Source organism: Pseudomonas sp. CP-1, from assembly GCF_021213715.1.
In the GTDB taxonomy this organism is placed as follows: domain Bacteria; phylum Pseudomonadota; class Gammaproteobacteria; order Pseudomonadales; family Pseudomonadaceae; genus Pseudomonas; species Pseudomonas aeruginosa.
The window spans coordinates 130406-145000 of the sequence record NZ_JAJQKY010000013.1 but is presented as its reverse complement, the minus strand read 5'-3'; the positions used below and the strand labels follow the sequence as shown (position 1 = coordinate 145000).

The window sequence follows — 14595 nt, the reverse complement described above, 5'->3', positions numbered from 1 at the left end:
GGCGGCCGGGAGCGCCGGCCGCGCGAGGGGCTTCAGAGGGTCTTCATGTACTCGACCAGGGCGCGGCGCTGCTGCTCGTTGAACTGCGCGTTGCCGTAGTCGTGGCCGCCATTGGCGTTGCCCGGCTTGCCGCTGTCGAAGAGGAAGCGGTTGGCGCCGCCGGCATCGGTGATGTAGCCGACGTTGACCGGGTCGAACTCGACGCTGCCGGTATAGAAGGTCCGCGGCCGCAGGTCCGGCGGCAGCAGCAGATCGTAGAGGGTCGCCACCGAGCCGTTGTGCAGGTAGGGCGGGCTGGCCCAGATACCGTTCAGCGGGCGCGCCTTGTAGGCCATCAGGTCGCTGGTCATCGCCAGGCACTGCTCCAGGCGCTGGGCCTTGTCGCTGCCGGCCGCGACGTTTTCGGCCAGGAGCAGGGCGCCTGGCGCGTCCGCGGCGGTCGCTTCGGCGCTGTCGGCGTCGGGGCTGTCCGGCACCGGACTGATCAGCGGCGGCAACTGCCCGTCGAAGATGCCCAGGGCGGCGGTCTGGAAGGCACCCAGGGCGACGCTCAGGCCGCGCGCGGCCAGGGCCTGGACCACCACTTCCTGGAGCACGTCCACCGCATAGGCCTGCTTGCCGTAGAAACCGCGCTGGCCGGTGCCGACGAAGGACAGGTAGGGCTTGCCGCGCACGTAGCCGGTCTTCAGCTGGGCGATGCTGTTGCAGGCGGTCCACGGGTCGGTACCGATCGGCGCGACCTCGCCGCGCGCCTGCAGGTGGGTGAGCACGGTCTTCACCGGGGTCCGCAGGTCGTTGCGGTCCAGCGGCGTGTGGCAACTGGAGCAATGTTGCCGGTACAGCTCGCGGCCCTCGGCGACCCTGGTCGGCTCCGGGGCGCCGAACAGCTGGTTCGGCCAGGCCGGCGGCTTCAGTTGGCCGAGCTGGTCTTCGATGCGGATCAGGTTGTCGACGTTGATGCTCGACGGGTAGCCGATGTGCAGCGCCGACTGGATCGGGCTGAGCACCTTGACGTCGGCGAATACCCCGACCGCCTCGCCGGCGTTGCGCGCCAGGGCGCCGACGTCGAACTTGCGGTTGTCGATGTCGACCACGTTGATGTGGTTCGGGTTGAAGCCGGTCCACTGCACGCGGTCCAGCTGCGGTACGTTCCACAGGAACGGATAGCTCACGGGGGCGTCCTCGGCGCCGTAGATCTGCTCGTCGGCGTGCAGTTCGTAGCCCACCGAGTTGAAGATCGAACCGATGGCGTCCAGGCGGCCGGGGCCGAACTCGGGATCGTGCGGCAGGTTGAAGTGCGAGCCGTCGCGCAGGCGCACGATGGTGGCGTCCAGGGCTGCTTGCAGGCGCGCCTTGTTGGCGTCGTTGTAGCCGCTGACCAGGCCGTCGGCGCCGAGCACCTTGCGGGCGAAGCGCTCGAACTTGGCGGTGTCGGCGCGGGTGTTCTGCAGGGCGCCGAGGATCTCCAGCTGGAAGCCGGCGAGGTCGCCCATGGTCTGCCCGCCGTAGACGGTCAACTGGGTGCCCTGGTAGCTGATGTGCGAGGTGTGGCACATGCTGCAGGTCGGCCCGACCCAGGGTTCCCTGGAGCCCTGCAGGGCCTTCCAGCGCAGCTTGGTGAAGGTCAGGTCGCTGTCGTCGCTGCGGTCGACCGCGTAGCCCTGCACCACCTTCACGCTGGAACCGCCGAGGGTGTGCGGGACATAGCCGTACTGGCGGATCAGCGCGTCGGACATCAGCGGTTCTTCGCTGGCGCGCTGCTCCAGCGCCACCAGCCAGGCCAGCGGCAGCATCCGCGAGCCCTGGCCGGCTTCCAGCCAGGCGGTCTTCTGGGTCTGGTTCCAGCCCTGGTCGAGGTCGACGCCGCTGTCGTCGGCGAATGCCGGGGCACCGGCGAGGACGGAAAGGATGGCAAGGCTGAGTCGCGATAGGGTCATCGGGCGGTTCTCTCTATTGGGCATGTGGGCGGGGCCGGCTCACAGAGTCTTGAGGTATTCGAGCAGCGCCAGGCGCTGGCTTTCGTCGTACTCGCGGGCGAAGTCGTGGCCGGCGTTGGAGTTGCCTTCCAGGTGGGTGTCGAAGAGGAAGGCGTTGTCCGGGCCGGGCCCGGTGAGGTAGCCGACCCGGCTCGGATCGAACTCGTGGCTGCCGGTGTAGAAGGTGGTCGGCCGTTGCTCCTGGGGCAGCAGCAGGTCGTACAGCGACGGCACCGAACCGTTGTGCAGGTAGGGCGCAGTGGCCCAGATGCCGTTCAGCGGGCGAGCGATGTAGCCGAGGAACGGATGCTCGGTGTTCAGGCAGTAGTCCTTGCGCGCACTCTTGTCGGCGGGGACTTCGCCGGCGGCGAGGCTCGGCGCCTGGCTGCCGGCCGGGTCGCCGCCGGCCAGCAGCAGTTGCCCGGTGGGAAGCGCTTGCAGGCTGTCGGAGCCGGGCAGGGTCTGCTGCCCGGTGACGATGGCGTGGATGATCTCGGCGATGCCGTCGGCCAGCTGGCCTTTCTTGCCGAGCATGATCTGGAACACCTCGGGGACCTGCATGTCGGCGATCTTCGAAGTCCGCCCGACGATGCCGACGCCGCTGGGGGTGCCGAGGGACGGTCGGAACAGGCCGAAGTAGTTGCCGCTGGGGCTGCTGAAGGTGAAGGTGTTGCAGGCCATCCACGGGTCGGTGCCGATCGGCGCGTCGTCGCCATGGGCCTTCAGGCGCACCTGGCGGACCTTGATCGGGGTTTGCAGGTCGTCGCGGCCGATGCTCGCATGGCAGGCCGCGCAGTTCTCCTCGTAGAGGCGCTTGCCCTGGGCCAGCCTGGCGCTGTCCGGGGCGCCGAACAGCTGGCTCGGCCAGGCCGGCGCCTTGAGCTTGTGGATCAGGCCCTCGACACGGGTCAGGTTGTCCACGCGGATGCTCGAGATGTAGCCCTCCAGGCCGGACAGCGGATGGCTGACCACGTCGCCGTAGTCGCCCTGGACCACGCCGATGTCGCCGGCCAGGTAGCCGAGGTCGAAGACCTGGCCGTTGAGATCGAGGACCTTGACGTTGGGCACGAATCCGCTGGATTGCAGCTTGTCCATCTGCAACGTGTGCCACAGTGCCGGGAAGCTGGTCGGCGCGTCGGTCGGGTTCGCTTGCAGGTGACGGGCGCCGGAGTTGATCGCCGCGCGGTTGAGCGACTGGCCGGTGGCGTCGAGGCGCCCCGGGCCGGGTTGCAGGTCGGTGGCGGACATGCTCAGCAGGGTATCGATCAGCGCCGCGCGCTTGGCCAGGGCGGCCTTCAGCAGGTCGCGGTTGGCCGGGCTGTCCTCGCTGCCGAGGACGTTGCCGGCGAAGCGCGCGAACTTGTCGCCGTCGTCGCTGGTGCGGCGCAGCGCGGCGAGTACTTCGTCGAAGATCGCCTGGACGTTGGCCAGGGTGGCGCCGGCGTCGACGGTCAGTTCGCTGCCGCGGTAGCTGATGTCGGTGGAGTGGCAGCCGGCGCAATTCAGCCCGACCCAGGGTTCGCTGGACGACTGGCGGGCTTTCCAGCGCAGGCGGGTGTCGGAGAACTGGCTGTCGTCCTGCTGGTCGAGGGCGAAGCCGCGCGGCAGGCGCAGTTCGCCGCCTTGCCAGTTGCGCAGGGGAAAGCCGAGGCGCCGGGCGTTGTCTTCGGAGAACAGGCGCTCCTCGCTGTCCGGACGCTCCAGCGCCTGGGCCCAGGCCAGCGGCAGCAGCCGCGAACCGAGCGAGGCGTCGTACCAGGAGGCGCGTTGCTCGGCGTTCCAGCCTTGCTCGAGCTGGATTTCGGTGGCGACGGCAGGGCTGCCGGCGCTGGCCAGCGCGGCGGCCAGCAGGACCCGCGAAAAGGTCGGATGCATCGTGTTCCCCTCATGGCTGACGACGTCTGCGTCCCCACAGGGCAGAGCGATGCAGTGCGCTCGATGGCTGGGCGTGCCGCCACTTCGTCCCTGACGGGAGCGCGCCGGCCGCGGCGCGCCGCGGGCCGGAACGTCCGGTTGGGCACTACGCTACGGAGTCGCGGCGGCCGGCGGGTAATGCTTTTTGTGCGACGGAAAAGGTATGGGGAACGGAACCGCCCGGTCCGGAAAGGGCGCGCCGGTCGTGCTTCGCCCTGCGCGCCAGGTTCGCAGGGCGGAGAGCGCCTAGGGCGTTGCCCGTTCTATCGGACAATCCCTGCCGGGCTTGCGGACGAAGACCAGGTAGAGTGCGCTGAGCAGCGCGAGGAACGGCACGCCGAAGACCAGGGTCATGCGGAACGCCTCGGTGAATACGGTGGTGACCAGGATCGCCGCCATCAGCGCCAGGCCGAGCAATGTCGACCAGGGCGCCAGGCGCATGCGGAAGGCCAGCGGCGCGCCGCCGTGGCGGGCGCGGTGGCGGCGGAAGCAGAGGTGGGTGAAGAAGATCATCAGCCAGGTGAAGAGGGCGCCGAACATCGACACCGCCATCATCAGGGTGAAGGACTGCTCCGGGTAGACCAGGTTGAGCAGGGTCGCCAGGGCGATACCGACGCTCGACAGCAGCAGCGCGTTCAGCGGCACGCCCTGGCGGCTCAGTTCGCCGAGGCCCTTCGGCGCGTGCCCCGCGCGCGACAGGCTGAACATCATCCGGGTGGTGATGTAGAGCTGGCTGTTCATCGCCGACAGCGCGGCCACCAGCACCACGAAGTTCATCACCCCGGTGGCGCCGGGCAGGCCGATCGCCTGCATCACCGTGACGAACGGGCTCTGGCTCTGCCCGGCCTGGTCCCAGGGGACGATGGCGAGCATCAGCGCCAGGGTCAGCAGGTAGAACACCACCAGGCGCACGATGGTCGAGCGGAACGCCGACCTCACCGCCTGTTCCGGATGTTCGGCCTCGGCGGCGGCGACCGCGATCATCTCCACGCTGAGATAACTGAAGATCGACACCACCACGGCGATCCACATGCCTTTCAGGCCGTGCGGGAAGAAGCCGCCGTGGGCGCTGTAGTTGTGCACGCCGTAGGCCGGGTTGGCGGAGCCGAACACCAGGTAGGCGCCGAGCAGGATGAAGGCGACGATGGCGGCGATCTTCAGTGTCGAGAAGCAGTATTCGAAGTTGCCGAAGGCTTTCACGCTGCTGGCGTTCAGGCCGATCAGCAGGGTCGAGAAGGAGATGATCCAGACCCATTCCGGGATACCGGCGAACCAGTACTTCATGTACATGGCCACCGCCGTGACCTCGGTGCCCACCGCCAGGACGATGGCCGCCCAATAGGCGTAGCGCACCAGGAACCCGGCCAGCGGGCCGACGTAGTGCTCGGCGAAGGCGCCGAACGAGCCGGGGGTGGCATGGGCCACGGTCATTTCCGCCAGGCAGCCCATCAGCAGCAGGGTGATCAGCGCGCCGATGGCGTAGCTGAGCAGGACGCTGGGGCCGGCGAAGCCGATGGCGAAGGCGCTGCCCATGAACAGGCCGGTGCCGATGGCGCCGCCGATGGCGATCATGCTCATCTGCGCGGCCGAGAGCCGCCGTTGCAGGCCCTGTTCGCGGCGCGAGATGGCCTCGAAGCCCTGGGGGTCGTTCATCTGGATGTCCTCTGGAATCTTATTGGGGTTCTTATGAATTGCCGAGGGAACGTCGGTGGCGATGTGCGGGTGCCGGTCGCGGGCTCCTGTGCGCGAGAGCGGTGGGTGTTCGTGGGCCGCCCCGGGAATACCGGCGCGGCCCGCGCGAGCGGGGCTCAGGTCACCTTGTGCCGGACCTGGTAGCGCGGCTCTTTCCAGGCTTCGCTCTGGAGGATTTCCAGCAACGCCTGCACCGCATCCCAGACCTCGACGAAGCGGGTGTACAGCGGGGTGAAGCCGAAGCGCAGGATGCCCGGCTCGCGGTAGTCGCCGATTACCCCGCGGTCGATCAGGGCCTGGACGATGGCGTAGCCCTGGGCATGCTCGAAGCTGACATGGCTGCCGCGCCGGGCATGCTCGCGCGGGGTCACCAGGGTCAGGCCGAAGCGTTCGCAACGGCTTTCCACCAATTCGATGAACAGATCGGCGAGGGCCAGCGACTTGTCGCGCAGGCGCTGCATGTCGGTCCGGGCGAAGATATCCAGGCCGCATTCGACCAGGGCCAGCGAGGTGATCGGCTGGGTGCCGCAGAGGAACCGGGTGATGCCTTCGCCGGGCTGGTAGCGCGGCTCCATGGCGAACTGGCGGGAATGACCGAACCAGCCGGACAGCGGTTGCCAGACACGCTCGCGCAGGCGCGGCGCGACCCACACGTAGGCCGGCGAGCCGGGGCCGCCGTTGAGGTACTTGTAGGTGCAGCCGATGGCGTAGTCGGCCTCGGCCGCGTGCAGGTCCAGCGGCAGCGCGCCGGCCGAGTGGGCCAGGTCCCAGATCGCCAGGGCGCCGTTTTCGTGGACCAGGCGGGTGACCTCGCGCATGTCGTGCAGGTAGCCGGTCTTGTAGTTGACATGGCTGAGCATCACCACCGCGGTATCCGCGTCGATCGCCGCCGGCAGTTGCTCCGGGCCATCCACCAGGCGCAGCCGGTAGCCGCGCTGGAGCATGTCGGTAAGACCCTCGGCGATGTACAGATCAGTGGGGAAGTTGCTCGATTCGGAAACGATCACCTTGCGCCCTGGCGCTTCTTCCTCCTGGATCCGCAGGGCGGCGCTGAGCACCTTGAACAGGTTGATCGAGGTGGTGTCGGTGATCACCACTTCGCCGGCGCGCGCGCCGATCAGGGGCGCCAGCTTGTCGCCGAGGCGCTCCGGCAGGCCGCGCCAGTCGGCGCTGTTCCAGCTGCGGATGAGCCCCTCGCCCCATTCCGCGGCGACCACTTCGGCGGCGCGCTCCACGGCGGCCCGGGGGCGGGCGCCGAGGGAGTTGCCGTCGAGGTAGATCACGCCGTCGGGCAGGGCGAACAGTTGGCGCAGGTCGGCCAGGGGATCGCCGGCGTCGAGCGCCAGGCAGTCGTCACGAGTGGTCATCGGTTACTCCGCGGTAGGCAGGGCGCGCAGCACGGCACGCACCGGGCTGGCATCGAGGTGGGTGAATTTCAGCGGCAGGGCGAGCAGTTCGTAGTCGCCGGCGGGCACGTCGTCGAGGACCACGCCTTCGAGGATCGCCATGCCGTGGCGGCCCACCGCGTGGTGGGCGTCGAGGGTCTTGGAGTGCTGGGGGTCGAGCGACGGGGTGTCGATGCCGACCAGCCTGACGCCGCGCTCGGCGAGGCACTCGATGGTGGCCGGAGCGATAGCGCAGAAGCCTTCCGGCCAGTTCGCCGGGACCCGTTCGAAGGTCCGCAGCAGCACCCGCGAGGGCAGGTCGTCGAGCTGGCCGGCGAGGTGTTCGGGGGTCACCAGCGGGTTAGCGCCGATGCAGTGGATCACCCGGCATGGTCCCATGTAGACGTCCAGCGGCACCTGGCCGATGGGCAGGCCGTCGGCGCGGTAGTGCAGGGGGCCGTCGACGTGGGCGCCGGTATGCGGCGAAAGGGTGATCCGGCCGACGTTGACCGGGCACTGCTCGTCCAGCCGCGCCGCCCATTCCTGCTGGAACGGCGTGTCGCCGGGCCAGGTCGGCGTGCTCGGATCGAGGGCGGGACTGATGTCCCAGTAGCGGAGCGAAGTCATTGTTTTTCTCCGGAAATCCAGCGAATGATAATGAACGAGATTTCGGAGAATTTTCGTGCGAAATGCAAGGTCGCATGGCAATCTATTCGCACAAAATTCGAAGATAGCTATTCATTCTGATAGGAACTGCACATGACCCTGGACGCCATCGATCTGCGCATTCTCCGTCACCTGCAGCAGGACGGGCGGATGAGCAACCAGGACCTGGCGGAGAAGGTCTCCCTCTCGCCATCCGCCTGCCTGCGCCGGCTGCGCCTGCTGGAAAGCGAGGGGATCATCCGCGGCTACTCGGTGGAACTGGATGCCGAGCGACTGGGCGTGGAGCTGGAAGCCATCGTCCATGTGTCGCTGCGCCAGGACGTCGAGGGTTGGCACGAGGCGTTCATCGCCAGGGTCCGGGACTGGCCGGAGGTGGTCACCGCCTATGTGGTGACCGGCGCCACCAACTATGTGCTGAGGGTCCGGGCGCGCAACCTCAAGCACTACTCGGACTTCATCGTGAACAAGCTGAACCGCGCCGCCGGCGTCACCGACATCCGCTCGGAAATCGTCCTGCAGGAGATCAAGGCCGGTGCCGACCTGCTCGACCTGGTGAACCTGAAGAGTTGAACGGGGCGACCCCTCATAAAAGCATGAGTGCAATGAGAGGGACGAATTTTCAGTCGCCGAGGGAAATAATTATTTTGTCTTTTTTCATGGGGTTACGAGTTATTAGCTAATGAATAAATAGTCTGCCGGAATTGATTTTCCCCGTGCTAGGTTTCCTCCGTCCCCGTTGCCGGGTTGTCAACGTTACACGGAGGTTAGGCGGTGAGTGAATATATCGAGACCGACGACGCAAGTTACTTCCGGGTCAGGCGCCAGGCCTATGTTTCCGCGGAACTGCACCGGCGCGAACTGCACGAGATATTCGACGACAGCTGGCTGTATGCCGCCCACCTCAGCGAGCTGCGCGAGCCCGGCGACTTCATCACCCGCGACGTCGGCGGGCGCAACCTGATCATCCAGCGTCGCGCCGATGGCGAGCCGGCGGTCTACCTGAACGCCTGCGCGCACCGTGGGGCCAAGGTCTGCGCCGAGCGCCAGGGCAACAGCCAGCGTTTCACCTGTCCCTACCATGGCTGGACCTACGACAGCCACGGCAGCCTGATCGGCCTGCCGGACAAGGCCGCCTACCAACACGCCGGGCAATGCCATCCGGAGCTGTCCCTGACACGGGTGAAACACGCGGTCTACCGCAACTTCCTGTTCATCCACTACGGCGCCCGGCAAGCGTCCCTGGAAACCTACCTGGGCCAGGCGAAGGACTATATCGACCTGATCTGCGACCAGTCCGAGGCGGAACTGGAGATCATCCCCGGCGGCTTCGAGCATTCGATCAAGGCCAACTGGAAGCTGCTCGCGGAAAACGGCGTGGACGCCTACCACCTGCCGTTCGCCCACAAGCGCTACCTGGAATACCTGAATACCCTCGGCACCGATCCGGAGTCGCACAAGCGCCACGGTCGCGGCGAGGCGCTGGGCAACGGCCACGCGCTGATCATCAGCGGCCCGCCGTCCACCGGACGGCCGATCGCCTACTGGAGCCCGTTGTTCCCGGAAGCGCTCAAGCCGTCCATCGCCGCCAAGTTCGAACGCCTGGTGGAACGCTTCGGGCAGGCGCGGGCAGAGGACATCGCCCACACCAACAAAAGCCTGTTCATCTTTCCCAACCTGGTGATCAACGACATCCTCGGCCTGAACATCCGCTCGTTCTTCCCGACCGCCGCCGATGAGGTCAGCGTCACCGTATGGGGCGCCGGCTTCGCCGATGAGACCCGCGAGGAGCGGGCGGCGCGGATCAATGGGTTGATCTCGTTCATCGGCCCGGGCGGTTTCGGCACCCCCGACGACGTCGAGATCCTCGAATCCTGTCAGCGCGCCTACGCCCACGCCGCCCTCGGCTACAGCGATTTTTCCCGCGGCATGGGGCCGGCAACCCGCCGCCACGTCGACGAGGAACAGAACCGCGGCTTCTGGCGCGAGTGGAGCCGCCGGCTCGGGCAGCAGCCCGCCGCCCTGCGGCGTCTCGCCGTGGCCGTCTGAGCCGTCTTCAACCATCGCTCCCTGCAGATCCCTGCGCGCCGCCCTGGCTACGCGGGGAATAAAGGGTCACTGCAAGGAACGTCATCCATGTGTGGAATCACCGGCTGGACCGACTGGAGCCGCGACCTCGGCGAGCAGCGCAGCATCCTCGAACGCATGACCCGTACCCTGGCCCCGCGCGGGCCGGACGCCGAAGGCCTGTGGCTGTCGCGGCACGCGCTGCTCGGCCATCGGCGCCTGGCGATCATCGACCTGGAGAACGGCGCCCAGCCGATGCTTGCCGAGGCGGGCGGGCGGGTGGCGCTGACCTACAGCGGCGAGGTCTACAACTTCCGCGAGCTGCGCGCCGAGCTGGAGACGCTGGGCCAGGTCTTCCGTACCCGCTCGGACACCGAGGTGGTGCTGCGCGCCTATCTGCAATGGGGCGAGGCTTCCTTCGCCCGGCTCCGCGGCATCTACGGCTTCGCCCTGTGGGACGAGCGCGAGCAGAGCCTGTGGCTGGTGCGCGATCGCTTCGGGGTCAAGCCGCTGTACTACTACCCGACCGCCGGAGGCGTGCTGTTCGCCTCGGAACCCAAGGCGATCTTCGCCAACCCCGAGGCCAACCCGGTGCTCGACGCCAGCGGCATCGCCGAGCTGTTCGCCCTGACCACCGCGCCGACTCCCGGCCACGGCCTGTACAAGGGCCTGCGCCAGGTCCGGCCGGGCCAGGCGCTGCGCTTCGACCGCAATGGTGTGCGCGAGCTGGTCTACTGGGCGCTGCGCGCGGAACGTCACGAAGAGGGCGCCGAGGACAGCGCCGAACGCGCCGGCCAGTTGCTCCGCGAGGCAGTGGCCGAGCAGCTGGTGGCCGACGTCCCGCTGGGCAGCCTGCTTTCCGGCGGGCTCGACTCCAGCGCCATCAGCGCCTTCGCGGTGGCCGCGCTGGATGGCGACGCGCGGCGCCTGCCGACCTTCTCCGTGGACTTCCCCGGCGAAGGCCGCGGCTTCGTCCCGACGCCCTGGCAAAGCAGCTGGGACGAACCCTATGCGCAGCTGGCGGCGAACTTCCTCGGTACGCCGCACCGTACCGTGCTGGTCGCCCCGGAAGAGGTGCTGGAACAGGACGAGGCGGTGCTCCAGGCCCGCGACCTGCCCGGCTGGGGCGAGCTGGACGCCTCGCTCTACCTGCTGTTCCGCCAGGTCCGCGAGCACACCACGGTGGCGCTGTCGGGCGAGTCGGCCGACGAGGTGTTCGGCGGCTACCCGTTCTTCCACGACCCGAGCGCCCTCGCACACGACGGCTTCCCCTGGCTGGCCGGCAAGAGCGGGCCCTGGCAACTGCTGCGGCGGGAGGTCGCCGAGCGGGTGGCGGCGCCGGAATACATCCGGGCGCGCTACCGCGAGGCCCTCGCCGAAGTGCCGCGACTGGATGGCGAGGATGCCGCCCAGCGGCGCCAGCGCGAGGTCGCCTACCTGGCGCTGAGCCGCTGGTTGCCGGCGATGCTCGAACGCAAGGACCGGATGAGCATGGCGGTCGGCCTGGAAGTGCGCGTGCCGTTCTGCGACCACCGCCTGGTGGAGTACGTATGGAACCTGCCCTGGGCGCTGAAGAGCGTCGCCGGGGAAAGCAAGAGCCTGCTGCGCCGGGCCCTGCGCGGGCACCTGCCGCAGGCGATCCTGGAGCGGCGCAAGAGCGGTTTCCCGGCCAACCCCGACCCACGTTACCTGGCGCTGCTGCGCGAGCGGGTCGGCCGCCTGCTCGCCGACGGCCGCTCGCCGCTGTTCGAACTGGTGGACGCCGGGCGGGTCCGCCAGGCTCTCGAACAGGGCACGCCGCTGCCCAGCCCGCGTGCCTCGGCGAGCCCGACCGCCGGCCTGGCCTACCTGCTGAACCTGGACCGCTGGCTGACCCGCCATGGGGTCGACATCAGCCTCTGAGCGGCACTTTCTTCCCGGAGGATACTCATGAGCCTTGCCTTGTCCCGTCCCGACAGCGACCTGCTGGCGCGGGTCAGCGATTTCCTCGTCGCCGAAGCCGAGCTGCTCGACGACCGCCTGCTGGATACCTGGTTCGCGCTGTTCGAGCGCGCCGCACGCTACCGGGTGCTGCCCTTGCAGGAGCAACTGGCCGGCCAGGCGCCGGAGGACAGCCTGTACATCATCGACGACGACCACGTGCGCCTGCGCGAGCGGGTCGACAGCATCCTCGGCGGGCATACCTGGATGGAGCAGCCGCGCTCGCGCACCCGCCGCCTGGTGGGCAACGTGCGGCTGAAGCGGGTCGAGGGCGAACTGGTCAGCAGCCGCAGCAACTTCGTCGTCCATCAGTTCCGCAACCGCGAGGCCTGGAACTTCGTCGGCGAAGCCAGTCATGTCCTGCGCGACGGTCCGGAGGGCTTGCGCATCGTCTCGCGGGAGATCCGCCTGGACCACGAGACCATCAGCGCCCAGCGGCGCATCAGCATCATCCTGTGAGGCGCCGCCCATGAGCACCGATCCGTTGCTGCCCGGCTTCGACTACCTGACCCTGCACACCTCCGCCGCGCGCCTCCGCGTCGCCGTGAAGGGCAGCGGCCCGCCGCTGCTGCTGTTGCATGGCTATCCGCAGACCCACCTGGCCTGGCACCGCATCGCTCCGCGCCTGGCCGAGGACTACAGCGTGGTCCTCGCCGACCTGCGTGGCTACGGCGAATCGCGGGCGCTGGACGAGGAGGGCGCCGACTATTCCAAGGCCGCGCTGGCCCGCGACCAACTGGAAACGATGGGCCAGCTCGGCTTCGAACGCTTCACGGTGATCGGCCACGATCGCGGCGCGCGGGTCGGCTATCGCCTGGCGCTGGACCATCCGCAGGCGGTCGCGGCCTTCGTCTCGCTGACCGTGGTGCCGATCCTCGACAACTGGGCCGCGGTGAACAAGGCCTTCGCCCTCAACGCCTACCACTGGTTCCTCCTCGCCCAGCCATACGACCTGCCGGAGCGCCTGATCGGCGCCGATCCGGAGCACTTCCTCGACTACACCCTGCGACGCATGGCCCAGGGCCGCGACATCTACCACCCGCAGGCGCTGGAAAGCTACCGGCGGGCGTTCCGCGACCCCGCCGTGCGCCATGCGATGTGCGAGGACTACCGGGCCGCGGTGGGCGTCGATGCCGACGCCGACCAGGCCGATCGCGACGCCGGCCGGCGCCTGCAATGCCCGGTCCAGGTGCTCTGGCAGGAACGCCCCTACGCCGCCGGGCAGCATCCGCTGGAAATCTGGAAGACCTGGGCCGGGCAGGTCGAGGGCGCCGCCATCGGCGCCAGCCACATGCTTCCCGAGGACGCGCCGGACGCGGTGCTGGAGCACCTGCTGGGGTTTCTCGCCAGCCACCGGGAGGCGCTCCGATGAGCGCCGTCGAACGCGATCCGGCGGCGCAGGCGACGCTCTGGCGACAGCGGGTGTTCGAGGTGCACGCGGCGATGTCCGCCTACCTCGCCGAGCGCCATCGGCGCGAAGACCTGGGGGACTGGGTGGCGACCAGCGCGCGGATATTCGCCGATCTGCCGGCGACCGACGACCTGCGCGCCGAAGCCTGGCAGGCGGTGTTCTTCCGCGCCCAGGCGCTGATCGAACAGTTCATCGTCGCGCGCCCGGCGGATTACCGGCTCGACGACTGGGCGCGTGCCACCGCGCGCATCTATCGCGCGCTGGAACCGGCGGGGCGGGGCGATCCGGCCAGCGCCGCCGACCGCCTGGCACGCCAGGCCGCGCTCTACGGTTCGCGTTTCGAGGTGCAGGCCGAGGCTGGCGGGCGCGCGGTATTCCACAACCGTCACTGCGCGATCTGGGACTACCGCGAGCGCGCCCGCGCCCGAGGCGTGCCGATCACCCTGGAGTCGGCCTGCACCTATTGCACCAAGCTGCTGTCGGCGTTCGTCGCCGCCAGCGATTGCTACGCCGACTGGCGGCTCTACGAAGAGCCGCAAGGCCACGGCTGCGTATGGACCATCACGGCGGACAGCCTCAACCAAGGAGCAGGCGTACATGAACGCGATCATTGAACAGGCGCGCAGCCTGGACGGCTACCAGGATTCCAGCGAACTGCTGCAACGTCGCGACCAGGACTGGGTGCTCGACCGCGCCGGCATCGAGCCGCGCAGCCTGCTCGATCTCGGCTGCGGCATCGGCTCGCTGCTGCTCGGCGGCGCCCGGCGCTGGCCCGGCCTGCAACGGTTGTGGGGCATCGAGCGTTCGCCGCTGCGCCTGGAGCAGGCGCGCGCGCAGTTGCGCGGGGCTGGCGTCGAGGCGCGTCTGCTGGAGGGCGACCTGCTCGACCTGCCGCCGCTGGCGGAACGCTTCGAGCTGATCAGCATGACCGCCGTGCTGCACTGGCTGTATCCCGACGAAGAGCGGCTGTTCCGGTGGGTCGCGCGGCACCTTGAGGCGCAGGGGGTATTCCTGTTCACCTCGCACCATCCGTTCGCCGAGGATGGCCTCGGCGGCGAGGACGACCTGGTCGCCCAGGCCCTGGTCGAGATGGGCCTGGCCGCGCCGGAACGGGTGGCGGCGCTCTACGCGGAAGCCGGGCTGCTGCCGATGGGCACCCGCACCCGTGGCCGGGAGGCGTTGCGCGAACGCGTCGAACGGCACTTCCGGGTCGACTCCATCGTCTCCCGCCCGGCGGCCCTGCGCGTCGCCGACTCCGCCGAGTACCAGCGTTTCCACGCCGCCACCTTCGGCACCTATTTCGCACCGCTGGTGCCGGCGACGCGCCTGGAGGAATTCTTCGTCCGCCTCGGGCGGATCGCCGAGCGGCGCATGCAGGCCGACGGACAGGTCAGCGAAATCCCGGTCAGTGTCTGGCGCTGCCGGGCGCGGGAGGGCGAGGCATAACCTTATGCGCAATCGGTCTGCCGCGCGGCTGAAAATCGGTACGGGCAATTGCACTCGGTGG

At 68.7% G+C, this 14595-nt stretch carries 12 protein-coding genes; 7 read left to right on the top strand and 5 right to left on the bottom strand.

The window, feature by feature from the left end; all coding sequences use genetic code 11:
* Positions 1-32 precede the first annotated feature (32 nt).
* From LT948_RS23335 to kynB, 5 genes are all read right to left on the bottom strand, one after another.
* On the bottom strand, positions 33-1937 hold the full coding sequence (locus LT948_RS23335; RefSeq protein ID WP_033995550.1) for a 10S-dioxygenase: 1905 nt from the start codon (positions 1935-1937) through the stop codon (positions 33-35).
* 39 nt (positions 1938-1976) lie between these two features.
* Positions 1977-3851, bottom strand: a complete 1875-nt coding sequence (locus tag LT948_RS23330; RefSeq protein WP_009876351.1) for a (7S,10S)-hydroperoxide diol synthase — start codon at positions 3849-3851, stop codon at positions 1977-1979.
* Positions 3852-4136: 285 nt separating this feature from the next.
* Entirely contained in the window at positions 4137-5543 is a 1407-nt protein-coding gene (locus tag LT948_RS23325; RefSeq protein WP_073656896.1) for an amino acid permease, read from the bottom strand.
* Between the two features lie 155 nt (positions 5544-5698).
* Positions 5699-6949, bottom strand: a complete 1251-nt coding sequence (gene kynU, locus LT948_RS23320; protein ID WP_003088773.1) for a kynureninase — start codon at positions 6947-6949, stop codon at positions 5699-5701.
* Between the two features lie 3 nt (positions 6950-6952).
* Entirely contained in the window at positions 6953-7594 is a 642-nt protein-coding gene (kynB, locus tag LT948_RS23315; protein WP_003109664.1) for a kynurenine formamidase KynB, read from the bottom strand.
* Positions 7595-7726: 132 nt separating this feature from the next.
* On the opposite strand from kynB, the gene kynR reads away from it, so the two are divergent.
* From kynR to LT948_RS23280, 7 genes are all read left to right on the top strand, one after another.
* Positions 7727-8203, top strand: coding sequence for a kynurenine pathway transcriptional regulator KynR (gene kynR, locus LT948_RS23310; RefSeq protein ID WP_023099637.1), 477 nt, complete (start codon positions 7727-7729; stop codon positions 8201-8203).
* 201 nt (positions 8204-8404) lie between these two features.
* Positions 8405-9679 (top strand): aromatic ring-hydroxylating oxygenase subunit alpha, encoded by a 1275-nt coding sequence (locus LT948_RS23305; protein WP_003109665.1) that lies wholly within the window; start codon positions 8405-8407, stop codon positions 9677-9679.
* Positions 9680-9766: 87 nt separating this feature from the next.
* Positions 9767-11599 (top strand): asparagine synthase (glutamine-hydrolyzing), encoded by a 1833-nt coding sequence (gene asnB, locus LT948_RS23300; protein WP_003139621.1) that lies wholly within the window; start codon positions 9767-9769, stop codon positions 11597-11599.
* A 27-nt stretch (positions 11600-11626) separates the two neighbouring features.
* Complete coding sequence (locus tag LT948_RS23295; RefSeq protein ID WP_003088783.1) at positions 11627-12136, top strand: aromatic-ring-hydroxylating dioxygenase subunit beta; 510 nt, start codon at positions 11627-11629, stop codon at positions 12134-12136.
* Between the two features lie 10 nt (positions 12137-12146).
* Positions 12147-13049, top strand: coding sequence for an alpha/beta fold hydrolase (locus tag LT948_RS23290; protein ID WP_004349596.1), 903 nt, complete (start codon positions 12147-12149; stop codon positions 13047-13049).
* Positions 13046-13702, top strand: coding sequence for a hypothetical protein (locus tag LT948_RS23285; protein ID WP_073656895.1), 657 nt, complete (start codon positions 13046-13048; stop codon positions 13700-13702). Before LT948_RS23290 ends, LT948_RS23285 begins: the two co-directional genes overlap by 4 nt.
* The gene (locus tag LT948_RS23280) at positions 13686-14534 is read left to right on the top strand and encodes a class I SAM-dependent methyltransferase (RefSeq protein ID WP_003088792.1); all 849 of its coding nucleotides are present in this window, start codon (positions 13686-13688) and stop codon (positions 14532-14534) included. The genes LT948_RS23285 and LT948_RS23280 overlap by 17 nt, the downstream gene beginning before the upstream one ends.
* Positions 14535-14595 lie beyond the last annotated feature (61 nt).

Bases quoted from the DNA above. Each gene is read 5' to 3' on its own strand.
- LT948_RS23335 (WP_033995550.1), bottom strand. From the start codon at position 1,937: ATGACCCTATCGCGACTCAGCCTTGCCATCCTTTCCGTCCTCGCCGGT.
- LT948_RS23330 (WP_009876351.1), bottom strand. From the start codon at position 3,851: ATGCATCCGACCTTTTCGCGGGTCCTGCTGGCCGCCGCGCTGGCCAGC.
- LT948_RS23325 (WP_073656896.1), bottom strand. From the start codon at position 5,543: ATGAACGACCCCCAGGGCTTCGAGGCCATCTCGCGCCGCGAACAGGGC.
- kynU (WP_003088773.1), bottom strand. From the start codon at position 6,949: ATGACCACTCGTGACGACTGCCTGGCGCTCGACGCCGGCGATCCCCTG.
- kynB (WP_003109664.1), bottom strand. From the start codon at position 7,594: ATGACTTCGCTCCGCTACTGGGACATCAGTCCCGCCCTCGATCCGAGC.
- kynR (WP_023099637.1), top strand. From the start codon at position 7,727: ATGACCCTGGACGCCATCGATCTGCGCATTCTCCGTCACCTGCAGCAG.
- asnB (WP_003139621.1), top strand. From the start codon at position 9,767: ATGTGTGGAATCACCGGCTGGACCGACTGGAGCCGCGACCTCGGCGAG.
- LT948_RS23295 (WP_003088783.1), top strand. From the start codon at position 11,627: ATGAGCCTTGCCTTGTCCCGTCCCGACAGCGACCTGCTGGCGCGGGTC.
- LT948_RS23290 (WP_004349596.1), top strand. From the start codon at position 12,147: ATGAGCACCGATCCGTTGCTGCCCGGCTTCGACTACCTGACCCTGCAC.
- LT948_RS23285 (WP_073656895.1), top strand. From the start codon at position 13,046: ATGAGCGCCGTCGAACGCGATCCGGCGGCGCAGGCGACGCTCTGGCGA.
- LT948_RS23280 (WP_003088792.1), top strand. From the start codon at position 13,686: ATGAACGCGATCATTGAACAGGCGCGCAGCCTGGACGGCTACCAGGAT.